The following is a 21,585-nucleotide window of genomic DNA, read 5'->3' as shown; positions in this document are numbered from 1 at the left end:
TTACTCGCCCGAGGCGCTCGGTGCACCGGCGGCGCGTTTGCGCTTGGCGCCGCTGCTGCGACGACGCTTGCGCGGAGCACCCGGAGCGCCGTCTTCCTTGCCGCTGAGGTCGCGGATCATGTCCCGACGCTCGCTGTCGTTGGCGTCCTGGTAATCGGTCCACCACTCGCCCAGGCCATCGGTCTGTTCGCCGGCGCTTTCACGCAGCAGCAGGAAGTCGTAACCGGCGCGGAAACGCGGGTTGTCCAGCAGCAGGTCGGCGCGTTTGCCGCTGCGGCGTGGCAGGCGTTCCTGCATGTCCCAGATTTCCCGGATCGGCATGGTGAAGCGTTTTGGAATCGCAATCCGCTGGCATTGTTCGGCAATCAGCTCGTGCGCCGCTTCCTGCATCGCCGGAATCGGCGGCATGCCACGCTCCTGCAGGCGCAGTACGCGAGCGGGCAGGGCAGGCCAGAGCAAGGCGGCAAACAGGAACGCCGGGGTCACCGGTTTATTCTGCTTGATGCGCAGGTCGGTGTTGATCAGCGCTTCGCTGATCAGGGTGTGGGTGTACGTCGGGTTGTATTCCAGGGCTTCGGCACTGGCCGGGAACAGCGGATCGAACAGTTGCAGGTCGACCAGCATCTCGAAGGTGTCCGCAGCGTAGCCGGAGAGGAACAGCTTGAGCACTTCTTCGAACAGGCGCGCCGACGGGATTTCGCGCAGCATCGGTGCCAGGCCGCGGATCGGCAAGGCGCTGTGTTTTTCGATGCCGAAATTCAGCTTGGCGGCAAAACGCACGGCCCGCAGCATGCGCACCGGGTCTTCCTGGTAACGCTGTTTCGGGTCGCCGATGAGGCGGATCAGGTGGTTGCGGATGTCGTGTACGCCGTTGGCGTAATCGAGGATGCGCTCGCTGACCGGATCGTAATACAGGGCGTTGATGGTGAAGTCGCGACGTTGGGCGTCTTCCTCCAGTGTGCCGTAGACGTTGTCGCGCAGAATGCGCCCGCTTTCATTACGCGAAGACTGATTGCTGTCTTCTTCCTCGTCGTTTTGCGGGTGATTGGCGCGAAAGGTTGCCACTTCGATGATTTCGCGACCGAAGTGAATGTGCACCAGCTTGAACCGGCGACCGATGATTCGCGCATTGCGGAATTCGGCGCGCACCTGTTCAGGTGTGGCGCTGGTGGCGACGTCGAAATCCTTGGGCGTGATGCCCAGCAGCATGTCGCGCACGCAACCGCCGACCAGATAAGCCTGGTAACCGGCGCTCTGCAGGCGTTCGACGATATTCACCGCGTATCGGCTGAATTGCGCCTTCTGCAGCGAATGTTGACCGCTGTTAAGCACTTCAGGCGTGCTGCGGATGTGTTGCGTAATACGCTTGGGAGAACGGAATGACTGGAACAGCTTCTTCAGCATGGGATGCACTGTTTGAAGGAATGTTCGGCCAAAAACGAAGAATGACCGCATGATGGGCGGGGATTCTAGCATTTAGTCAGAGGATGGTGTAGGAGACCGTAGGAAGAGGTCCAGGAGGGCGGAAACTACAAGGGGAGCCGAAGCTCCCCAAGAAGTAGTTGCATGCTCTATTTTTGTTATTGGTTTCGGGCTTTTTGTTTTTGTTGAGTGCCCATGCCATGAGGTTTTCCCTTCATGACCCTCCCAATCGGGAGCCAAGAGCAAACGGATTGCTTTGGTCGCTGAGTTGCAGTGATCTTGCGATCCAACCAGTACAGGCTCTGTCTTAGGACAGTTTTTGTTGTTCTCGGCCTGGTCGTGGGGCACGCCCCAAATACAACGCCTCTCCAAAAGAATCAGTTAGCTGCGCCTCTCGCCGTCTTGTTTTTATTGTGCGTGAGTCGATTCGTCTTATTTTTATTGTCTTATGCATTGCTTGTTATTGTTCTTGTACCAAACATATAGCAGGGTGCGTGCCAACTTTTGCGAAACCCAGTAAAACAAGGGGTTACGTGCATCCGGCAGGTTTTTCGGGGCGAAAAAAAGCCGGGGTTTCGTTACCGTAAGCCCCGGCTTCTGTTACGTGAAAAAACTGCGGTAACAGTTTTTTCACACAATCATGCGTTACCGCGCTCAGCTTTCGCTGGCCACTCCGGTCTTGCGCCGTGGAATGCCCAGGCGCTGGCGGCGTTCCCACAGGCATTTGCGGCTGACGCCCAGTTTGCGCGCCAGCTCGGTTTCGGTCATGTGGTCCTGGTGTTCGAGGACGAAGTGCTGGAAATAGTCTTCCAGTGACAGGTCCTCGGTCGGCTCGTGGCTGCTGTTGGCGGCGCCATTGCCCTGTTGCGGCGCCAGGCCGATGAACTCGTCATCTTCGAGGTCGCCCAGTTCGATGTCGATGCCCAGCAGTTCGGCGGAAATTTCCGGGCTCTCGCACAGGATGACCGCGCGCTCGACCGCGTTTTCCAGTTCGCGCACGTTACCCGGCCAGGAATAGTGACGAATCGCCTGCTCGGCGTCCGGGGCGAACTTCAGGTCGGTGCGGTTGATCCGCGCGCTCTGACGGGCCAGGAACGCGTTGGCGATTTCATTGACGTCGGCACCGCGCTCACGCAGTGCCGGCAGTTTCAGGGCAATCACGTGGAGGCGATAGTACAAGTCCTCACGGAACTGGCCGATTTTCGCCAGGCTCTTGAGGTCGCGGTGGGTCGCGGCGATCAAACGCACGTCAACCTTCTGCGATTGCACCGAACCGACCCGGCGAATCTCGCCTTCCTGCAATACGCGCAGCAGGCGGGCCTGGGCTTCGAGCGGCAGTTCGCCGATTTCATCGAGGAACAGGGTGCCGCCGTCCGCGGCTTCCACCAGGCCGGCACGCCCGGCGCTGGCGCCGGTGAACGCGCCTTTCTCGTGGCCGAACAGCTCGGATTCGATCAGGCTTTCCGGAATCGCCGCGCAGTTCACCGAAATCATTGGTGCCTTGGCGCGCCTGGACAGGTTGTGCAGGGCGCGCGCCACCAGCTCCTTGCCGGTACCGGACTCGCCCTGGATCAGCACGTTGGAGTCGGTCGGTGCGACTTTGCGAATCTTGCCGTAGAGGTCCTGCATCGGTGGGCATGAGCCGATGATGCCGATTTCGCCGTTGCTGCTGTCGGTGCCCGATTTCGCCGCACCATTGGCAGCTTTGCCGGCCACTGCTTCGCCGGCAACGGGGGCCGACTGGCGATCGCGCAGGATGCGGGCCACGGCCTGGAGCATTTCATCGTGGTCGAAGGGCTTGGCGATGTAGTCCACCGCGCCCATCTTCATCGAGTCGACCGCCGAGCGCAGGCTGGCGTAGCTGGTCATGATCAGCACCGGAGTGCCCTGGCCAAGCTTGATCAATTCGGTGCCCGGTGCGCCTGGAAGGCGAAGGTCACTGACGATCAAGTCGAACGTGGGAATGGTGAAGCGTTCTTGTGCTTCCTGCACTGAACCGGCTTCGCTGACCTGGTACTGGTTGCGTTCCAGCAGGCGGCGCAAGGCGGAGCGGATAATGGTTTCGTCTTCGACGATCAAAATGTGCGGCATTGATTCGATACTCTCGACGGTCTCAGTTCACAGCGGACGTCGCTTCGACATGACGCGGCAAAGTCACCCTGATACGGGTGCCGCGTTGGCTCTGAACATCAGCCGGGCTGTCGATGGTGATTTGTCCATAATGCTCTTCAACGATGGAATAGACCAGTGCAAGGCCCAGACCGGTGCCTTCGCCAGGGTCCTTGGTGGTAAAGAATGGTTCGAACAACCGGTCCATGATGTTCTTGGGAATACCGCTGCCTTCGTCCTCCACGATCAGGTCGACCGTGTGCTCGAAAGCCTCGCTCTTGACGCGCACCGCACTGCCGGGAGGCGAGGCGTCACGGGCGTTTGAGAGCAGGTTGATGAGTACCTGGGCGAGGCGCTGCGGGTCACCTTCGACCCAGTGTTCGGGGTCGCACAGGTTGTAGAACTGCACCTCGAAATTGCGTCGGTTCAGGGCCAGCAGGCCGATTGCATCCTGGGCCACTTCGGCCAGACAGACGGCTTCATCGTTGTGCTGGTGGCTGCCGGCATGGGCGAAGCTCATCAGCGACTGGACGATGCGCGACACACGTTTGGTCTGTTCGAGAATCTGCCCGCTGATTTCCTTGAGTTCGCCGTCTTCTTCGCGTTCTTCGCGCAGGTTCTGCGCCAGACAGGCAATGCCGGTGATCGGGTTGCCGATCTCGTGGGCCACGCCCGCGGCCAGCCGGCCGATGCTGGCCAGACGCTCGGAGTGCACCAGCTTGTCTTCGAGCATCTGCGTTTCGGTCAGGTCCTCGACCAGCAGCACCAGGCCGCTGTTACCCGGCGCGAGCGGCTCGTCGATGGCCGCCTTGTGCAGGTTCAGCCAGCGGGTCTGGCCATCGAGGGCCAGGTGCTGTTTGTGCAAGTGCTCGTCGGGCACGTTGATGAAGCCCTGCAGCAGGCCTTTCCACGGCTCGGCGATGGTCATCAGGCGCGAGCCGACCACGCGCTGCGCAGCGATCCCGGTCAGCTCCTCCATGGCCTTGTTCCACATGAGGATTTCCTGGTCCTTGGCCAGGGAGCAGACGCCCATCGGCAGTTCCTGCAAGGTCTGGCGGTGATAGCGGCGCAGGGCATCGAGCTCGGCGGCCAGGCCGGTCAGGCGTGAGTGGTAATCCTCGAGGCGACTTTCGATGAAGTGAATGTCTTCGGTCACGTAGTTTTCGCCGCCAGCCTTGTACGGCAGGAAGGTTTCGACCATGTCCTGCGCCACGCTCGGCCCCATCAGGCCGGAGAGGTTCGCCTCGATGCGGTCACGCAGACGGCGCAGCGCATATGGGCGACGTTCGTCGAAGGGCAGGTAGAGATCGCGCAGGGCCTGCTCGACTTCCTTCTGCGCCGCCTTGGCGCCCAGGGGCTTGGCCAGTTGCGTGGCGAACTCCTGCGGCGAGGCGGCGTGCAGTTCGCGGCGTTGCGGGCGACGCACGTTGTCCACGGCGCAGGCTTCGGCGGCGCTGGCCTCTTCGGTACTGGCATTGGTGAACAGCGAAATCAGGGTGAACATCAGCACGTTGGCGGCCAGCGAGGCGATGGCCGCCATGTGCCAGCTGGTGTCGTCCAGCACGTAGATCATGTTCAGCAGCGGAATGTAGAAGCCCTGCAGATTGCCCACCAGCGGCAACAGCATGGTCACCAGCCAGACGAAGATCCCCGCCAGCAGGCCGGCGATGAAACCGCGCCGGTTGGCGGTCGGCCAGTACAGGACCGAGAGCACGCCCGGGAGGAACTGCAGGGTGGCGACGAAAGCGACGATACCCAGGTTCGCCAGGTCCTGCTCGGCACCCAGCAGCAGGTAAAAACCGTAGCCGGCCATGATGATCGCGACGATCAGCGCGCGGCGGGTCCATTTCAGCCAGCGGTAGATGTTGCCCTCGGCCGGCGGCTGGTACAGCGGCAGGACCAGGTGGTTGAGGGCCATCCCGGACAGGGCCAGGGTGGTGACGATGATCAGGCCGCTGGCGGCCGATAGCCCGCCGACATAAGCCAGCAGCGCCAGGGCCTGGCTGTTGGCGGCGATGCCGATGCCCAGGGTGAAGAATTCGGGGTTGGTGGTGGCGCCCAGCTTCAGGCCGGCCCAGAGAATCAGCGGCACCGCCAGGCTCATCAGCAGCAGGAACAGCGGCAGGCCCCAGCTCGCGCTGACCAGCGAGCGCGGGTTGAGGTTTTCGGTGAAGGTCATGTGATACATGTGCGGCATCACGATGGCCGAGGCGAAGAACACCAACAGCAGCGTGCGCCATGGGCCTTCCTGCAACGGCGTGTGCAAGGCGGCGAGGGCGGTCTGGTTTTGCAGCAGCCACAGTTCCAGCTGTTGCGGGCCGTCGAACACGCCGTACAGCGCGTACAGGCCGACGCCGCCGATGGCGATCAGCTTGATCACCGACTCGAAGGCGATGGCGAACACCAGGCCTTCATGTTTCTCGCGGGTGGCGATATGCCGCGAACCGAAGAAAATCGTGAACAGCGTGATCAGCGCACAGAAGCTCAGCGCCACGCGATGTTGCACCGGCTCGCGGGTCAGAATGCTGATGGAGTCGGCCACCGCCTGAATTTGCAGGGCTAGTAACGGCAGCACGCCGATGAGCATGAAGATCGTGGTCAGCGCGCCCGCCCAGGTGCTGCGAAAACGGAACGCGAACAGATCGGCCAGCGACGACAGCTGATAGGTGCGGGTGATTTTCAGGATCGGATACAGCAACACCGGCGCCAACAGGAAGGCCCCGGATACCCCCAGGTAACTGGACAGGAAGCCATAACCATACTGGTAGGCCAGGCCCACCGTGCCGTAGAACGCCCAGGCGCTGGCGTAGACCCCCAGCGACAGGGTGTAGGTCAGCGGGTGGCGAATGATCGCCCGCGGGATCATGCCCCGTTCGCTGACCCAGGCCACGCCGAACAGCACCGCCAGGTAGGCGGCGCTGATCAGGATCATCTGGGTCAGGCTAAAGCTCATCGGCATCTTTTTGGCTCTGCAGGATGAAGGTCACGACGATCAGGATCAGCCAGAGCAGATAAGGGCGATACCAGGCGCCTGTGGCGTCGATCCACCAATCCATGATGGCTGGGGAGAACAGATAGATCCCCACTACCAGGAGCAGGACCAAGCGATAGATGTACATCCCGGCCTCTCTTTTTTATGTGCGTGCCCGAAAACGTGCGGCGATGGTAACGGATGGCGGCGCCACTGCAAGTCTGATCACTGTAGTTGCGCTTCCGGCAGGGTGAGTGTGCGCGGGATCTTCAACGCATCCCAGTGGGCGATGCCCCAGTCCAGCACTTCCCGCGGGGTTGCGTAGGCCAGTTCGGGCCCCGGATTCTGCCCGAGGGCGCGCAATGCCCGCAGCAACAAAGGTGTTGCCTGGTCTTTGGTCAGTGGTGGCGAGCGATAGGACTTGCCGAGTTTGTTACCGTCGGGCTGGGTGATCAGCGGCAGGTGCAGGTAACGCGGTTGCGAGAAACCGAGCAGTTCCTGCAAGTACAGCTGGCGTGGCGTCGAGTCCAGCAGGTCGGCGCCGCGCACGATGTCGGTTATGCCTTGCCAGGCGTCATCGAGCACCACCGCCAGTTGGTAGGCGTACAAGCCATCGCGGCGGCGGATCACGAAATCGCCGACCTCGCGGCCCAGGTGCTGGCGGTACTCGCCTTGCACGCGGTCGATGAAGTGGTATTCGAGTTCGGGCACCCGCAGACGGATCGCTGCGTCCTCCGTGCCGTGGCCGGCGTTGCGGCAGATCCCCGGATAGATGCCGTGATAGGGCTCGAGTTGTTTGCGCGAACAGGTGCAGGCATACGCCAGGCCATGGTTGAACAACTGATCGAGCATGTTGGCGTAGGCGTCGTGGCGCTCGCTCTGGCGGACCATGTCGCCATCCCACTCGAAACCGTAGCTTTCCAGGGCCTGGAGAATCGCCGCCTGGGCGCCGGGCTCTTCCCTTGGCGGATCGAGGTCTTCCATGCGCACCAGCCAGCGCCCACCCACCGCACGGGCGTCGAGGTAAGAGGCCAGCGCGGCGACCAGCGAACCGAAATGCAGGTGGCCGCTGGGGGTGGGGGCGAAGCGTCCGATGTAGGTACGGGATTTCATGGGGGCGATATCAATTTCAGGTGTGCACCACGCCCCTGTAGGAGCGAGCTTGCTCGCGATGCGATGTGTCAGTCACTTCCTATTTGAATGTCAGACCGCATCGCGAGCAAGCTCGCTCCTACAGGGGGCAGGGAATATCAGAAACAAAAACGGAGCGTTCGCACGCTCCGTTCTTCATTCAAGCGGCCATTACTTGCCGACTTGTTTTTCCTTGATTTCCGCCAGGGTCTTGCAGTCTACGCACATGTCGGCGGTAGGGCGGGCTTCCAGGCGCTTGACGCCGATCTCGACGCCGCAGGATTCGCACCAGCCGTATTCTTCGTCTTCGATCAGTTGCAGGGTCTTGTCGATCTTCTTGATCAACTTGCGCTCACGGTCGCGGGCGCGCAGTTCGAGGGCGAACTCTTCTTCCTGGCTGGCACGGTCTGCCGGGTCTGGGAAGTTGGCTGCTTCGTCCTTCATGTGATCAACCGTGCGGTCGACTTCCTGCATCAAGTCCTGTTTCCACTTGTTCAGGACCTTGGTGAAGTGAGCGCGCATGGGCTTGCCCATGTACTCCTCGCCCGCTGTTTCCACGTAGGGTTCGAAGCCGCTGATTGGTTGTTGCTTTGCTTGGGTGGACATGAAATAGACCGCCTCTACTCTTGTAATCCATCTGCGCAGGATTGCTCCATCACCGGCACCCGCCGGCCCTGCGGCTGCAAGCGGGCGAACTTACCAGATCAAATCGGACCGCGCTACTCCCGGATGTCGAGGGCACGGCCCGTGGGGCTTGCAAATGATTGCAAAGTCCGCTCTGGTGGTGATGGAGGCCTGATCAATTAATGATTTTAGTCAAACCTTGCGCACTCGCATGAGTCGTTTGTGGCCAGGGTTTCAAGGTGTGTGACCGCTTTTGGTTCTCGCTCGTTCCTGCGCTTGGGTAGAATCGGTTTTTTCCCCTTTGTTGAAGGAAGGCCAATGGCTCAGTCCTACAGTGCCCGCAGTCGCGCAATCGAACCGTTCCACGTCATGGCGCTGCTGGCGCGAGCCAATGAACTGCAGGCCGCCGGCCTAGATGTGATCCATCTGGAAATCGGCGAGCCGGACTTCACCACAGCCGAGCCGATCATCCAGGCCGGCCAGGCCGCTCTGTCGGCGGGAAAGACCCGTTACACCGCCGCCCGCGGCATTCCCGAGCTGCGTGAAGCGATCTCGAGCTTCTATGAGCAGCGTTACGGTTTGAATATCGACCCACGGCGCATCCTGATCACGCCGGGCGGTTCCGGTGCGCTCCTGCTGGCCAGCGCGTTGCTGGTGGATCCGGGCAAGCACTGGCTGCTGGCAGACCCGGGTTACCCCTGCAACCGGCATTTCCTGCGGCTGGTGGAAGGCGCGGCGCAACTGGTGCCGGTGGGGCCGGAGGTGCGTTATCAACTGACACCGGACCTGGTCGAGCGCCATTGGGATCACGACAGCGTAGGTGCGCTGGTGGCATCGCCGGCCAATCCGACCGGGACGATCCTGACCCGCGATGAATTGGCTGGGCTGTCGAAAGCACTCAAGGCGCGCCATGGCCATCTGGTGGTCGACGAGATCTACCACGGCCTGACCTATGGCACCGATGCCGCCAGCGTGCTGGAGGTGGATGACGATGCCTTCGTCCTGAATAGTTTTTCCAAGTATTTCGGCATGACCGGTTGGCGCCTTGGCTGGCTGGTCGCACCGGATGCCGCGGTCGGTGAGTTGGAAAAGCTGGCGCAGAATCTCTACATCAGTGCCCCGAGTGTGGCGCAGCACGCCGCGCTGGCCTGCTTCGAGCCGGCGACCATCGCCATCCTGGAAGAGCGCCGGGCAGAATTCGGCCGACGCCGGGACTTCCTGCTGCCGGCTTTGCGAGAGCTGGGCTTCAATATCGCCGTGGAGCCGGAAGGCGCCTTTTATTTGTACGCCGATATCAGCCAGTTCGGCGTCGATGCCTTCGCGTTCTGCAAACATTTCCTGGAGACCGAACATGTGGCGTTCACCCCGGGTCTGGACTTCGGGCGCTACCAGGCCGGCCATCACGTTCGTTTTGCCTATACCCAGAGCCTGCCGCGCCTGCAGGAAGCGGTGGAGCGCATCGCGCGCGGTTTGCGGAGCTGGCAAGGCTGATGCGTTTTGATCCTCCACTGGAAGAAGGGCGCCTGATCCGGCGCTACAAGCGGTTTCTCGCGGACATCGAAACCGTCCACAGCGAGCTGTTGACCATTCACTGTCCGAATACCGGCTCGATGCTCAATTGCCAGGTGGCAGGCGGGCAAGTCTGGTTCAGCCGCTCCAACGACCCGAAACGCAAATTGCCGGGGACCTGGGAGATCGGTGAAACCCCGCAGGGCCGGCTGTTTTGTGTGAACACCGGACGCGCCAACGGCTTGATCGAAGAGGCGCTGCGCAGCGGCATCATTACCGAACTCGACGGCTTCACCGGGCTCAAGCGTGAAGTGGCCTACGGCCAGGAGAGCAGTCGTATCGACTTCCGTCTCGATTACCCGGCCGGGCCGGCGTACGTGGAAGTCAAAAGTGTAACCCTGGGTTTCGATGGCTCCTCGGTCGCGGCGTTTCCCGATGCCGTGACCCAGCGCGGCGCCAAGCATTTGCGCGAGCTGGCTCACCTGGCGCGGGACGGCATTCGTGCGGTGCAGTTGTATTGTGTGAGTCTGACCGACATTGATGCCGTGCGTCCCGCCGACGAGATTGATGCGGCGTACGCGTCGGCCTTGCGTGAAGCGGTGGCAGCCGGGGTCGAGGTGTTGGCTTATGGCGTGCGTTTGAGTCACGAGGAAATGCGTGTGGAGCGGCGTCTGGACGTGTTGCTCGGCGGTTAAAGGCCGACCCAGATCCCTTGCTCGTCTTCTCGGCTGTCCACGCGGCTCAAGGATTGTCCGGCGCAGGGGCCGGCCACGCACTCGCCGTCCTCGATCAGGAACAGTGCGCCGTGGGTGGCGCACTGGATCAGGCTGTTGCTGGGGTCGAGAAACTGGTCGGGCGTCCATTCCAGCCCCACCCCACGGTGCGGGCAGCGGTTGAGGTAGACGTAGACCTGGCCGCTGCGGCGCACGGCGAACAGCTTCTGGCCATCGACGTCGAACCCGCGGCTGCTGGAGTCGGCCAACTCGGCGCCTGCGCAAAGAAACTTCATGGCTATCCTCAACGTCGGTGGCTCGTGACCAGATATGTCCGAGCTTGACGTTCAAATGCAAACAATTATCAAATGGCCGCCTTGTCCGCAGGACAGAGGTGCCAAACGCCGAGGATACTTGGCTCGACACCTCAATGCCTGGGAAAAACCCTACAAAGGAAGCTGTTTATGCGTCTGAGTGCCCGCGTTGTTGCGTTTTGTGTCGGACTTATCGTCAGCCACCACGCCGCAGCGGATGAGCTGCCGCAACGTTGGGTCAGCGCCGGTGGTGCGCTGTCGGAGTGGGTCAGCGCGCTGGGCGGCGAAGCGAAACTGGTCGGTGTCGACACCACCAGCCAGCACCCGGAATCGCTCAGGGCGTTGCCCAGCATCGGCTATCAGCGGCAGTTGTCGGCGGAGGGCGTCCTGAGCCTGCGCCCGCAAATACTCGTGGGCACTGAAGAAATGGGGCCGCCACCGGTGCTGTCGCAGATCCGCACGGCGGGTGTGCAGGTCGAGTTGTTCTCCGCCCAGCCTGATCTGCCGACGTTGCAGGGTAACTTGCAGCACCTGGGCAAGTTGCTCGGCGCCGAAGCCAAGGCAGGGCAGGTGTTCCAGGATTATCAGCAGCAACTTCAGCAGCAGAAAGTCCGTGTGACCAAGGCTCAGTTGACCCAGGCATCACCCGGTGTGCTTTTGCTGGTCGGTCATGCCGGCGGCAAACCGCTGATTGCCGGCAAGGACACCGCGGCCGATTGGCTGATCCAGCAGGCCGGTGGGCATAACCTGGCGACTCACACCGGCTACAAACCTTTTTCCAACGAATCGCTGATCAGCCTCGATCCCCAGGTATTGGTGTTCGCCGACCGTGCGCTGACGGGCGAGGCGGCCCGCGCTGCGTTGTTCAAGGAAAACCCGATCCTGTCTTCGACCCGCGCGGCGAAGGATGGGCGCGTCATGGAGCTTGACCCGACGCTGCTGGTGGGTGGCCTCGGCCCGCGACTGCCCGTTGCGCTGAAAAAGGTCAGTGACCTGTTTTACCCCGGCACCCCCACCCCATGACCGTACTGGTCAAACCCCGTGCATTGTTCATCGGCCTGAGCCTCCTGTGTCTGCTGGCGATCTGGTTGTCACTGGCGTTGGGGCCGGTGAGCCTGCCGTTGTTCGACACCTTGCGCGCAACGTTGCGCATGTTGGGGCTGCCGATCGCCGCTGATGGCTTGGAACAGGCCGAGCTGATTCTCGGGCAGATCCGCCTGCCACGCACCCTGCTGGGGCTGGCGGTGGGCGGTGTGCTGGCGCTGTCGGGCGTGGCGATGCAGGGCCTGTTCCGCAATCCGCTGGCCGATCCGGGCCTGGTAGGTGTTTCCAGCGGTGCGGCATTGGGCGCGGCGATTGCGATCGTCGGTGGCTCGGCTTTCGGTGGTTTGCCCGAGTCTTTCGGCCCGTACCTGTTATCGCTGTGTGCGTTCCTCGGCGGCCTTGGCGTGACTGCGTTGGTGTATCGGCTGGGGCGCCGCAACGGCCAGACCAATGTCGCGATCATGCTGCTGGCCGGTATCGCCCTGACCGCACTGGCCGGTTCTGCGGTCGGGCTGTTCACCTATCTGGCGGACGACGCAACCCTGCGCACGCTGACCTTCTGGAACCTGGGCAGCCTCAACGGTGCCAGCTATGCGCGACTCTGGCCGCTGTTATTGATCAGCGTCGGCGTAGCGTTATGGCTGCCGCGCCGGGCCAGGGCGCTGAATGCGTTGTTGCTGGGCGAGTCGGAAGCCGGTCACCTGGGTATCGACGTCGAAGGGCTCAAGCGTGAACTGGTGTTCTGCACGGCACTGGGCGTCGGTGCGGCCGTGGCGGCAGCGGGGATGATCGGTTTCGTCGGGCTGGTGGTACCGCATCTGGTGCGTCTGCTGGCGGGGCCGGATCACCGCGTCCTGTTGCCGGCCTCGGTCTTGGCGGGGGCCAGCCTGCTGCTGTTTGCCGATCTGGTGGCACGCCTGGCGCTGGCGCCGGCCGAACTGCCGATTGGTATTGTTACCGCGTTTATCGGGGCGCCGTTCTTTCTATATTTGCTGCTGCGGGGGCGTGCCTGATGTTGCGAACGCAAGACCTGCACATCCGCCGTGGCCAGAAAACCGTGCTGACCGACATCACGCTCGAGCTCAAACCCGGCGAAGTGCTCGGTGTGCTGGGGCCCAACGGTGCGGGCAAAAGCACGTTGCTCAGCGCCCTGGCTGGCGAATTGCACGCGGAGCGACCCAGCGTATGGCTCGATGATCGCGAGTTGCGCGAGTGGACCGGGGCCCGACGTGCACAGCGCCTGGCGGTGTTGCCGCAGGTGTCGACCCTGGACTTCGCCTTTCGCGTCGAAGAGGTGGTCGGCATGGGGCGCCTGCCGCATCAGAGTGGCCGGGCCAGGGATGAGGAAATCGTCGCCGATGCGTTGCGCGCGGCCGATGCCGGGCATCTGATGGGACGAAGTTATCTGGCGTTGTCCGGCGGGGAACGTCAGCGGGTGCATCTGGCTCGCGTCCTGGCGCAACTCTGGCCGGGTGAAACGGGGCAGACATTGCTGCTGGATGAACCCACCTCGATGCTCGATCCGCTGCATCAGCACACCACCCTGCAAGCGGTGCGCGAATTTGCCGACCGCGGCGCTGCGGTGCTGGTGATCCTGCATGATCTGAACCTGGCGGCGCGCTATTGTGATCGTCTGCTGTTGCTCGAAGGCGGGCGCCCGGTGGCGCTCGACACACCCGAGCAGGTGTTGCGTCCGGAGCCGCTCAAGGCCGTGTTCGGGCTGGACGTTCTGGTACAACGACATCCGGAGCGCGGGCATCCGCTGATCATCGCCCGCTAAGTGGAAGGGTAAGCCCATGCGTCTGATGGTGATTCTGGCTGTATTGATGCTCAGCGCCTGTCAGCATGTGACAGCACCTGCGCCGCCGGTGGTCGGCCAGATTGTGGATTTGCGCAGCGGTCAGGTATTGACCGCGCAGGAGCTGATCGGACAACTGGCGCCCTCGTCGCGATTGATCGTGGGCGAGCAGCATGACAACCGCGATCACCATGAATTGCAGCGTTGGCTGTTGCAGGCACTGGGGGACCAGCGAGCGCAAGGCAGTCTGTTGCTGGAAATGCTCACGCCGGATCAGCAGGCGCGAGTCGATGACGTGCGCCAGGCGGCCAGCTTGCCGGCGGATTTGCCCGGCGCCTTGGCCTGGCAGGCGGGGTGGGACTGGGATTTGTACGGGCCGATCGTCCGCTTCGCCCTGACCCAGCCGTACCCCTTGCTGGCGGCCAATCTGCAAGCCACCGAGGTTCGCGCCATCTACGCCGATCCGCCGACGTTGAGTGGCACGCGCAGCAATGCCGCGTCGGTCTGGACGCGGTTGTTGGCCCAAGTCAGCGAATCCCATTGCGGTCTGCTGCCCGAATCGCAGATGCCGGCGATGCTCGCCGTCCAGCAGCAGCGCGACCGCCGGATGGCCGAGCGACTGCTGGCAGCGCCTGCGCCAAGCCTGTTACTGGCGGGTGCTTACCACGCACGCAAGGATGTCGGTGTACCCCTTCACGTGCTGGATCTGGGGGCAGCCCAGGCGCCAACTGTATTGATGCTGGCGCAGCAGGGCAGTGAGGTCACGGCGGCGATGGCCGATTATGTCTGGTACACGCCTGTAATACCGGCCCCGGATTACTGTGCGCAGATGCGCAAGCAGTTCGGACAATAGACGCGGCTTTTCTGCGGGCAAAAAAAGACCCGGCAAGAGCCGGGTCAAATAACCGTGATTAGCCTGATGAGGAGATATCTGAGAGTCCGAACCAAGGGCTTTTCAAATATCGACCAGTCTCGCGACCAGTTGTGATAATCATAGCGATTCTCATTACCAAGTCAACTGGTGATTCTGCATTTATTTGAAATTCTCCACCCAAATCCTGCACGGCCGCGTATTCATTGGCTTGTGGGCGTGTTTTTCGACGTGCTCAGATATGTAACCTGTTTATTCAGCAGGTCGATTCTGCGGGCCATGCTCTCGATCAGGCTGTGGGCGATCCGGGGGTTGCTGCGGGTCAGGCTGAGAAACTGGTCCTTGGGAATGAGCATGACGGTACTCGGTTCGCTGGCGATCACGCTGGCATTGCGTTTTTCTCCGGTGAACACCGCCATCGCGCCAAAAATCTCGTCCCTGGGGATGTCTCCGACCTTGTGTCCGTCGACGAACGCTTCGGCGTGGCCTTCGATGATCACGAACACGTGATCGGCTTCATCGCCTTGATGGATCAGCGTGTCGCCCCGCGCAACGCGCTGGAAACCGTTGGTGCTGCGAAATTCCGGTTGTTTGAGGCGGGCGACGGCATCGGACAACAACGCGTTCTGGCCGGACAGGTATTGCAGGAACAGCTCCGAGCGCTGCGGGTCGGCGTAGATGTGCCGGAAAACCTCGGAGCGCAGATAAGGGGTCAGGGCCATGGGGCTGTCGGTGCACAGCCGGCAGCGCGGGAGATCGGCGTCCTGGCGCAAGCCGACCAGATCACCTTCATGCAGATAAAACAGCGGGCGCTCGTCGATGCATCCGTGCAGCAAGCCGTTTTTCAGGACAAACAACTGATCGCCAGGCAGCTCGGCGGCCAGGTCGTCAACCGCCGAGAACTCCAGCGCCGGGCCACACGGGGATAATTGTTCCAGCAGGCGCGCCGGAATGTTTTGCAGGCGGTTGATGAGTGCGTCGGCGTAGGCCGGTTGTTCCCCAAGCAGATACATGGCGGCAGAACCCGTTCAGTTCTTGTGGCGTGACGAAATGGCTTCCAGCTGTTTGTTCAGGGCTTCCTTGCGCTCGGCGGGGATGTCGTTCCAATGCACATCCATCAATGCCCCTTCGATTGCATACAGCAACACCTTTGACGCCCGGAACCCGCGGGTGCGCACGGCTCGATAGGCATCTACCGCGCCCAGGCGACGCAAGTCCGAGGCGCTGTGGATGCCCACGGCATGCAGCCACTGCGCCGACGTCTTGCCAAGATTCTTCAGATGCTGCAGTTCATCATTCATCAAGCCTCCTTGCGACGGCCGAACGGTGCGTGGGCGAGCTTCTGAGGAGTGTAGCCATCAGTAGGAAAAGCGTGATTGTTTGGCGAGTTTCGGAGCAAAAGCTTCTAAGAAACAGGCTGAGCGAGGGGCATGCAACTGCGCGGAGGCAGTGAAAAAGGTGGGATGCAGTCAGGTTTCGGGCGGGAAACTACTCGCCGTCCAGCGCAAAGCGGGGGCGCCGGACTTTTTAATGGCCAGATGTGGTTAGCGTGGGCGATAGCGCAGGCGAGTACCGAAATTCATCGACATGAGAATTTCGTCGGCACTCAGCTCTGGCGGGAAGTAAGCACCGGAGATTTGCGCGTGTGCCAGGCTTGCGCCTTCCAGCTTCGAGCGGGTGAAGTCGATGCCACGAAGGTCGGCGGAACGGAAGTAGGCATTGGTGAAGTCAACGCCTTCGGCATTCAACTCGCGCAGGTCCAGGCCACGGAAATCACCACCGACCATGTCGATGGCGCCGTCTTTCGGGCGTTCGTTGTTGAAACCTTTGATGTCGTCCTTGTGCAGCAAAGCGTACAGCGGAGTGTCGAGAAGTTTGGGCTGGCTCATGTCACGTCACCTGTTGGTTTTATGACGCCAGTATAATGCCACCACATTACAGTCGTGAAGCCGGCAAGGGCCTCACGACTGAAATAGTTTTTTACAGGCCCGGCAAGCGCTGGCGGATTTGCGCAACGACGGTGTCGAGGGTCCCGCTTTCGTTGGTCTGGACGCGTTTGCTGCACAGAATCTCCGCAGGCGTCAGTGCTTCACGATTGGCCTGTTGCGCGGCGATAACGGCCAGGTTGGCGTCGGAAGGGTCCTTTTTGTCCGCCTGGCGCATCGCCAGCCAGCTTTCGATCACGGCTTGTGGGGCATTGCAGTCGAGGATCAGGAAAGGCGCACCGGTGGCTTCGGCGATTTGTGCGGCGCCGTCACGCTGATCGCGCTTGAGGTAAGTGGCGTCGATCACTACCGGGAAGCCGGCATGCAGGATCTCGGCGGCGATTTCATGCAGGCGGTCGTAGGTCGCGGCGCTGGCATCAGCGCTGTAGATGCCGGCCTGCGGGTCGTTGGCCACGGTTTGCTCACCGAACAGGCGCTTGCGCTCGACGTCGGAACGCAGGCGAATGGCTCCCAGTGCTTCGACCAGGCGCATCGCGACATGGCTCTTGCCAACGGCGGAAACCCCGTGGGTGATGGCCAGGAAGCGTGAAGGAATGGTGCTGTAGCTTTCCGCCAGGTTGGCGTAATTGCGGTATTGGCGCAGCGTGGTGGCGCGCTGTACCGCGTTGGCCTCGGCCGGCATGCTGAACAGGCTGACCTTGGCACGAACCAGGGCGCGGTAAGCCTTGTAGAAGTTCAACACCTCGAGGCCCTGGTAATCGCCGGTCAGCTCCAGATATTGGCTGATGAAACGGCGGGCCAGGCATTTCAGGCCGCGGTCTTCGAGGTCCATCGCAAGGAAGCCGGTATCGGCGTAAACGTCGGTGAAGCGAAACGGTTCGTTGAATTCGATGCAGTCGAAAATCACCACCTTGCCGTCGATCACGGTGGCATTGCCCAGGTGGATGTCACCATGGCACTCGCGGGTGTAGCCCTCGGCCTTGCGTTGGGCGAACAGCGGCTTGAGGCGATCGAAGCTGCTTTCGGCCCAGGCTTGCAGTGCGTCGAGTTGCAGCAGGTCGGCCTTGTCCGTGAGGAACGGGCGGATTTGCTCGAAGTTCTGACGGACCGGCGCCATCACGCTGTCCGGGGTGCCGGCTTCGTGCTCGGCCGGGACCTTGGGAGCGTTGAGGTGGAAATGCGCGATCTGCGCCGCCATTTCGTCGATGTGCTGGGTGGTCAGTTCGCCGTTGGCTTGCAGGGTGCTGAGCAATCCGCTTTGCGGGAACTGGCGCATCTTCAGCGCATAGTCGAGGACCGGGCCGTCGCCGCCCAGCTGTGGCGCTTCGGCACTGCCAGTGATTGGCAACACTTCCAGATACAGATCATCGGTCAAACGCTGGTTCAGGCGCAGTTCTTCAGCGCAGAAATGTGCGCGGGCGTCGAGGCTGGTGAAGTCGAGGAAGCCGAAGTTCACCGGCTTCTTCACTTTATAGGCAAAGGGACCTGTGAGAATGACCCAGGAAATGTGGGTCTCTATGACCTGGAACCCGTCTACCGGATGCGGGTAGAGGGCCGGGTTTTGCAGGGCAGTGATCAGGGACTGGCTCACAGGCTTTCCTTTGGAGTTTGGGGAATTTAATGGCCGTTATTATGTCCACAACTGCGCTCGAGGCAAACCTCGGAGCGTTCCTGTTGACTATGAATAAAGTGCGTATAATCCGGCGCCATGACTCGTACCCGATCCCCCCGTACCCCAAAAAAACCACCTTCCCGGGGCCTGCGTCCCTGGCTGGGCTGGGCCATTAAACTCAGTCTGGTGGGCCTTGTGCTGCTCGCCGGGTTTGCCGTTTATCTCGACGCTATCGTCCAGGAGAAGTTTTCCGGCAAGCGCTGGACCATTCCGGCCAAGGTATATGCACGCCCGCTGGAGCTGTTTACCGGGCAAAAGTTGAGCAAAGAGGACTTCCTGACGGAACTCGATGCCCTGGGCTATCGCCGTGAAAGCGTGAGCAACGGCCCCGGCGCCGCGTCGGTGAATGGCAACACGGTCGACCTCAACACCCGCGGCTTCCAGTTCTATGAAGGCCTGGAAAAACCGCAGCCGGTGCGCGTGCGCTTCTCCGGCGACTACGTGGCCGAGCTTTCGGCGACCAACGGTGCTAAGTTGTCGGTGGTGCGTCTGGAGCCGCTGCTGATCGGCGGGATTTACCCGAAAAACCTCGAAGACCGTATCCTGATCAAGCTCGACCAGGTGCCGCCGTACCTGCTCGAAACCCTGGTGGCCGTGGAAGACCGTGATTTCTACAGCCATTGGGGCGTCTCGCCCAAGTCGATTGCGCGTGCCATCTGGGTCAACACCTCGGGCGGCAAGATGACCCAGGGCGGCAGTACGCTGACACAACAGTTGGTGAAGAACTTCTATCTGACCAGCGAGCGCAGCCTGACCCGCAAACTCACTGAAGCCATGATGGCGATGTTGCTGGAGCTGCACTACGACAAGCGTGAAATCCTCGAGGCTTACCTCAACGAAGTGTTCGTCGGTCAGGATGGGCAGCGTGCGGTGCACGGTTTCGGTCTGGCCAGCCAGTTCTTCTTTGGTCAGCCATTGTCCGAACTCAAGCTGCATCAGGTGGCCATGTTGGTGGGGATGGTCAAGGGGCCTTCCTACTACAACCCGCGTCGCAATCCCGAGCGTGCGCTGGAGCGCCGCAACCTGGTGCTCGATGTGCTTGAGCAACAGGGCGTCGCCACGGCGGAGCAAGTCGCGGCGGCGAAGAAGATGCCACTGGGCGTGACCACTCGGGGCAAGCTGGCCGACAGCTCGTTCCCGGGCTTTATCGACCTGGTCAAACGTCAATTGCGTGAAGACTACCGCGACGAAGACTTGACCGAAGAAGGCCTGCGGATTTTCACCAGTTTCGACCCGATCCTGCAGATGAAGGCCGAAGCCTCGGTCAACGACACCTTCAAACGGCTGGCCGGGCGCAAAGGCTCGGATGACGTGGAAGCGGCGATGGTCGTGACCAACCCGGAAACCGGTGAAGTCCAGGCCATGATCGGCAGCCGCCAGGCCAGCTTCGCCGGCTTCAACCGCGCGCTGGATGCGGTGCGGCCGATTGGTTCGTTGATCAAGCCGGCGGTTTATCTGACCGCTCTCGAGAAGCCGAGCCAGTACACCTTGACCAGTTGGCTGTCAGACGAGTCGTTCTCGGTCAAAGGCGCTGACGGACAGGTCTGGAAACCACAGAACTATGATCGTCGCTCCCATGGCACGGTATTCCTTTACCAGGGGCTGGCGCATTCCTACAACCTGTCGACCGCGCGCCTCGGACTGGCGATCGGCGTGCCCAATGTCTTGAAGACCCTCGGGCGGCTGGGCGTGAATCGCGAGTTTCCGGCCTTCCCGTCGATGTTGCTGGGGGCCGGTGGCATGACCCCTATCGAAGTGGCGACGATGTACCAGACGCTCGCCAACGGTGGTTTCAACACGCCGATGCGCGGCATCCGCAGCGTGCTCACCGCCGAGGGCGAACCGCTCAAGCGCTACCCGTTCCAGATCCAGCAGCGCTTCGATCCGGCCGCCATTTATCTGATTCAGAACGCCATGCAGCGGGTCATGCGTGAAGGTACGGGCAGTTCGGTTTACAACGTGTTACCGAAAACCCTGACCCTGGCCGGCAAGACCGGTACCAGTAACGATTCGCGCGACAGCTGGTTCGCCGGGTTCAGCCAGGACTTGCTGGCGGTGGTCTGGTTGGGCCGCGATGATAACGGCAAGACGCCGTTCACCGGGGCCACCGGTGCGTTGCAGGTGTGGACCAGTTTCATGCGCAAGGCCGATCCGCTGCCGCTGGATATGCCGCAGCCGGATAACGTCGTTCAGGCCTGGGTCGACTCGCGTACTGGCCAGGGTTCCGATGCCAATTGCCCGGGCGCCGTGCAGATGCCGTATATTCGCGGCAGCGAACCGCCTCCCGGCGCCGCGTGTGGTGGCGAAAGTCCTGCTTCCGGCGAAACGGTGATGGATTGGGTCAAAGGCTGGATGAACTAAGCAAAGAGGGTTTCAAGTGAACAAGTGGTTGATTCCAGCGGTTACCGCCGTGGCTTTGCTGAGCGGTTGCTCCACGGTACAGCGTGGTTCCATTCCGGTGGTGGATTCCGGCAGCGCCGTATCCAACAGTGAGCGGGTATCGGCCAGCGGCGGCTACCGGCAGACGACGGTGCAGCGCCCTGTGCAATCCCAAAGCCAGGCAATTCCGCAGGGTGATTCCGGTGTCGTGGTGATGGTGCCGGGTGGCGGTGCGGTGACATCGACGCCGATCAGCACTTCGCCGATCACTCCGGGCCCTGCAAGCTCTGGCCCGATCACGCCAGGTCCGATCGACACTTCGCCGGCGCCGATCAACCAGGGCAGCTACAGCATGCCGTCGACCCCGAGCGGGATTCCTTCGGCGAGCGCCGGTGGCCTGTCCGCCGACGAGCAACTGGACGGCCCGGTGCTGGCCTTGCTGACAACGGCACAACAGCAACAGGCCGGTGGCGACCTCAATGGCGCGTCTTCCAGCCTGGAGCGCGCCCAGCGCGTTGCGCCCCGTGAACCACAAGTGCTTTATCGCCTGGCCCAGGTGCGTATGGCTCAAGGCGATGCGCCGCAAGCCGAGCAATTTGCCCGTCGTGGCCTGACGTTCGCCAATGGTCGTCCGGCGCTTCAGGCCAGCCTGTGGGAATTGATCGGTCAGGCGCGTGAGAAGCAGGGTGATTCGGCCGGCGCTGCACTGGCCCGTCAAAAGGCCAAGGTTGCTTCGTGATGGACGTACGCTTTCCACAAATCGCCGAACAGCTGCTGCTGATCGAGCGTGAGTTGCGTGTTCAGGGCTGGTGGGACGATGTCCAGCCGTCCGCCGAAGCGCTGTCCAGCGTCGAACCCTTTTCGGTCGATACGCTGGATTTCGAGCAATGGCTGCAATGGATCTTCCTGCCGCGCATGAAAATGATCCTGGAACAGGATCTGCCGCTGCCCAATGCCTCGGGCATCCAGGAAATGGCCGAGATGGTTTTCGCCTCGCGCAATGTCCAGGGGCGGGACCGGCAGTTGCAGGCGCTACTCAAAGAGTTCGATCAACTGATCACCGCCACCCGCTGAAATCCCGT

General features: G+C 61.8%; 20 protein-coding genes. 9 read left to right on the top strand and 11 right to left on the bottom strand.

Annotated features, from left to right (window positions below; all coding sequences use genetic code 11):
* The 6 genes from ABVN20_RS09520 to dksA all read right to left on the bottom strand — a co-directional run bounded on the left by ABVN20_RS09520 (position 1) and on the right by dksA (position 8,239).
* A complete protein-coding gene (locus ABVN20_RS09520; RefSeq protein ID WP_368555390.1) occupies positions 1 to 1,404 on the bottom strand; it encodes a polynucleotide adenylyltransferase PcnB in 1,404 nt (467 codons plus the stop codon).
* A 672-nt stretch (positions 1,405 to 2,076) separates the two neighbouring features.
* Positions 2,077 to 3,513, bottom strand: a complete 1,437-nt coding sequence (locus ABVN20_RS09515; RefSeq protein WP_368555389.1) for a sigma-54-dependent transcriptional regulator — start codon at positions 3,511 to 3,513, stop codon at positions 2,077 to 2,079.
* A gap of 22 nt (positions 3,514 to 3,535) precedes the next feature.
* Complete coding sequence (locus tag ABVN20_RS09510) at positions 3,536 to 6,490, bottom strand: ATP-binding protein (RefSeq protein WP_368555388.1); 2,955 nt, start codon at positions 6,488 to 6,490, stop codon at positions 3,536 to 3,538.
* Positions 6,474 to 6,650 (bottom strand): hypothetical protein, encoded by a 177-nt coding sequence (locus tag ABVN20_RS09505; protein WP_003176118.1) that lies wholly within the window; start codon positions 6,648 to 6,650, stop codon positions 6,474 to 6,476. Before ABVN20_RS09505 ends, ABVN20_RS09510 begins: the two co-directional genes overlap by 17 nt.
* Before the next feature lie 77 nt (positions 6,651 to 6,727).
* Entirely contained in the window at positions 6,728 to 7,615 is an 888-nt protein-coding gene (gene gluQRS / locus ABVN20_RS09500) for a tRNA glutamyl-Q(34) synthetase GluQRS (RefSeq protein ID WP_368555387.1), read from the bottom strand.
* A 189-nt stretch (positions 7,616 to 7,804) separates the two neighbouring features.
* A complete protein-coding gene (gene dksA / locus ABVN20_RS09495; protein WP_368555386.1) occupies positions 7,805 to 8,239 on the bottom strand; it encodes an RNA polymerase-binding protein DksA in 435 nt (144 codons plus the stop codon).
* 336 nt (positions 8,240 to 8,575) lie between these two features.
* Between dksA and ABVN20_RS09490 the strand changes: the two genes are divergently transcribed.
* A complete protein-coding gene (locus ABVN20_RS09490) occupies positions 8,576 to 9,748 on the top strand; it encodes a pyridoxal phosphate-dependent aminotransferase (RefSeq protein ID WP_368555385.1) in 1,173 nt (390 codons plus the stop codon).
* Positions 9,748 to 10,461, top strand: coding sequence for a DNA/RNA nuclease SfsA (gene sfsA, locus ABVN20_RS09485; protein WP_368555384.1), 714 nt, complete (start codon positions 9,748 to 9,750; stop codon positions 10,459 to 10,461). Before ABVN20_RS09490 ends, sfsA begins: the two co-directional genes overlap by 1 nt.
* Here sfsA and ABVN20_RS09480 read toward each other — a convergent pair.
* Entirely contained in the window at positions 10,458 to 10,775 is a 318-nt protein-coding gene (locus ABVN20_RS09480; RefSeq protein ID WP_368555383.1) for a Rieske (2Fe-2S) protein, read from the bottom strand. The two genes, sfsA and ABVN20_RS09480, sit on opposite strands and share 4 nt — an antisense overlap.
* Before the next feature lie 168 nt (positions 10,776 to 10,943).
* Between ABVN20_RS09480 and ABVN20_RS09475 the strand changes: the two genes are divergently transcribed.
* Genes ABVN20_RS09475 through ABVN20_RS09460 form a run of 4 tightly spaced genes read left to right on the top strand, consistent with a single transcriptional unit; the run spans position 10,944 to position 14,488 of the window.
* Positions 10,944 to 11,816, top strand: a complete 873-nt coding sequence (locus ABVN20_RS09475) for a hemin ABC transporter substrate-binding protein (protein WP_368555382.1) — start codon at positions 10,944 to 10,946, stop codon at positions 11,814 to 11,816.
* Between the two features lie 50 nt (positions 11,817 to 11,866).
* On the top strand, positions 11,867 to 12,850 hold the full coding sequence (locus tag ABVN20_RS09470) for a FecCD family ABC transporter permease (protein ID WP_368557688.1): 984 nt from the start codon (positions 11,867 to 11,869) through the stop codon (positions 12,848 to 12,850).
* Positions 12,850 to 13,617 (top strand): heme ABC transporter ATP-binding protein, encoded by a 768-nt coding sequence (locus tag ABVN20_RS09465; protein ID WP_368555381.1) that lies wholly within the window; start codon positions 12,850 to 12,852, stop codon positions 13,615 to 13,617. The genes ABVN20_RS09470 and ABVN20_RS09465 overlap by 1 nt, the downstream gene beginning before the upstream one ends.
* Positions 13,618 to 13,633: 16 nt before the next feature.
* Positions 13,634 to 14,488 (top strand): ChaN family lipoprotein, encoded by an 855-nt coding sequence (locus tag ABVN20_RS09460; RefSeq protein ID WP_368555380.1) that lies wholly within the window; start codon positions 13,634 to 13,636, stop codon positions 14,486 to 14,488.
* 221 nt (positions 14,489 to 14,709) lie between these two features.
* Here ABVN20_RS09460 and ABVN20_RS09455 read toward each other — a convergent pair whose 3' ends face one another.
* The 4 genes from ABVN20_RS09455 to ABVN20_RS09440 all read right to left on the bottom strand — a co-directional run bounded on the left by ABVN20_RS09455 (position 14,710) and on the right by ABVN20_RS09440 (position 18,043).
* The gene (locus ABVN20_RS09455) at positions 14,710 to 15,519 is read right to left on the bottom strand and encodes a Crp/Fnr family transcriptional regulator (RefSeq protein WP_368555379.1); all 810 of its coding nucleotides are present in this window, start codon (positions 15,517 to 15,519) and stop codon (positions 14,710 to 14,712) included.
* A 15-nt stretch (positions 15,520 to 15,534) separates the two neighbouring features.
* Positions 15,535 to 15,807 (bottom strand): TfoX/Sxy family protein, encoded by a 273-nt coding sequence (locus tag ABVN20_RS09450; RefSeq protein ID WP_007971093.1) that lies wholly within the window; start codon positions 15,805 to 15,807, stop codon positions 15,535 to 15,537.
* Positions 15,808 to 16,050: 243 nt separating this feature from the next.
* A complete protein-coding gene (locus tag ABVN20_RS09445) occupies positions 16,051 to 16,395 on the bottom strand; it encodes a pentapeptide repeat-containing protein (RefSeq protein WP_368555378.1) in 345 nt (114 codons plus the stop codon).
* Positions 16,396 to 16,486: 91 nt separating this feature from the next.
* Complete coding sequence (locus ABVN20_RS09440) at positions 16,487 to 18,043, bottom strand: AAA family ATPase (RefSeq protein WP_368555377.1); 1,557 nt, start codon at positions 18,041 to 18,043, stop codon at positions 16,487 to 16,489.
* Between the two features lie 117 nt (positions 18,044 to 18,160).
* Here ABVN20_RS09440 and mrcB point away from each other — a divergent pair, with 117 nt between their 5' ends.
* The 3 genes from mrcB to ABVN20_RS09425 are packed head-to-tail and all read left to right on the top strand — an operon-like array spanning position 18,161 to position 21,577.
* The gene (mrcB, locus tag ABVN20_RS09435) at positions 18,161 to 20,485 is read left to right on the top strand and encodes a penicillin-binding protein 1B (RefSeq protein WP_368555376.1); all 2,325 of its coding nucleotides are present in this window, start codon (positions 18,161 to 18,163) and stop codon (positions 20,483 to 20,485) included.
* 16 nt (positions 20,486 to 20,501) lie between these two features.
* Entirely contained in the window at positions 20,502 to 21,242 is a 741-nt protein-coding gene (locus tag ABVN20_RS09430) for a hypothetical protein (protein ID WP_368555375.1), read from the top strand.
* The gene (locus ABVN20_RS09425; protein WP_368555374.1) at positions 21,242 to 21,577 is read left to right on the top strand and encodes a YqcC family protein; all 336 of its coding nucleotides are present in this window, start codon (positions 21,242 to 21,244) and stop codon (positions 21,575 to 21,577) included. The genes ABVN20_RS09430 and ABVN20_RS09425 overlap by 1 nt, the downstream gene beginning before the upstream one ends.
* Positions 21,578 to 21,585 lie beyond the last annotated feature (8 nt).

Source organism: Pseudomonas sp. MYb118, assembly GCF_040947875.1.
Lineage (GTDB): Bacteria > Pseudomonadota > Gammaproteobacteria > Pseudomonadales > Pseudomonadaceae > Aquipseudomonas.
Note: the sequence above shows the minus strand (reverse complement) of the source record. Positions and strands in the feature narration are given on the sequence as shown.

Bases quoted from the DNA above. Each gene is read 5' to 3' on its own strand.
- ABVN20_RS09520 (WP_368555390.1), bottom strand. From the start codon at position 1,404: ATGCTGAAGAAGCTGTTCCAGTCATTCCGTTCTCCCAAGCGTATTACG.
- ABVN20_RS09515 (WP_368555389.1), bottom strand. From the start codon at position 3,513: ATGCCGCACATTTTGATCGTCGAAGACGAAACCATTATCCGCTCCGCC.
- ABVN20_RS09510 (WP_368555388.1), bottom strand. From the start codon at position 6,490: ATGCCGATGAGCTTTAGCCTGACCCAGATGATCCTGATCAGCGCCGCC.
- ABVN20_RS09505 (WP_003176118.1), bottom strand. From the start codon at position 6,650: ATGTACATCTATCGCTTGGTCCTGCTCCTGGTAGTGGGGATCTATCTG.
- gluQRS (WP_368555387.1), bottom strand. From the start codon at position 7,615: ATGAAATCCCGTACCTACATCGGACGCTTCGCCCCCACCCCCAGCGGC.
- dksA (WP_368555386.1), bottom strand. From the start codon at position 8,239: ATGTCCACCCAAGCAAAGCAACAACCAATCAGCGGCTTCGAACCCTAC.
- ABVN20_RS09490 (WP_368555385.1), top strand. From the start codon at position 8,576: ATGGCTCAGTCCTACAGTGCCCGCAGTCGCGCAATCGAACCGTTCCAC.
- sfsA (WP_368555384.1), top strand. From the start codon at position 9,748: ATGCGTTTTGATCCTCCACTGGAAGAAGGGCGCCTGATCCGGCGCTAC.
- ABVN20_RS09480 (WP_368555383.1), bottom strand. From the start codon at position 10,775: ATGAAGTTTCTTTGCGCAGGCGCCGAGTTGGCCGACTCCAGCAGCCGC.
- ABVN20_RS09475 (WP_368555382.1), top strand. From the start codon at position 10,944: ATGCGTCTGAGTGCCCGCGTTGTTGCGTTTTGTGTCGGACTTATCGTC.
- ABVN20_RS09465 (WP_368555381.1), top strand. From the start codon at position 12,850: ATGTTGCGAACGCAAGACCTGCACATCCGCCGTGGCCAGAAAACCGTG.
- ABVN20_RS09460 (WP_368555380.1), top strand. From the start codon at position 13,634: ATGCGTCTGATGGTGATTCTGGCTGTATTGATGCTCAGCGCCTGTCAG.
- ABVN20_RS09455 (WP_368555379.1), bottom strand. From the start codon at position 15,519: ATGTATCTGCTTGGGGAACAACCGGCCTACGCCGACGCACTCATCAAC.
- ABVN20_RS09450 (WP_007971093.1), bottom strand. From the start codon at position 15,807: ATGAATGATGAACTGCAGCATCTGAAGAATCTTGGCAAGACGTCGGCG.
- ABVN20_RS09445 (WP_368555378.1), bottom strand. From the start codon at position 16,395: ATGAGCCAGCCCAAACTTCTCGACACTCCGCTGTACGCTTTGCTGCAC.
- mrcB (WP_368555376.1), top strand. From the start codon at position 18,161: ATGACTCGTACCCGATCCCCCCGTACCCCAAAAAAACCACCTTCCCGG.
- ABVN20_RS09425 (WP_368555374.1), top strand. From the start codon at position 21,242: ATGGACGTACGCTTTCCACAAATCGCCGAACAGCTGCTGCTGATCGAG.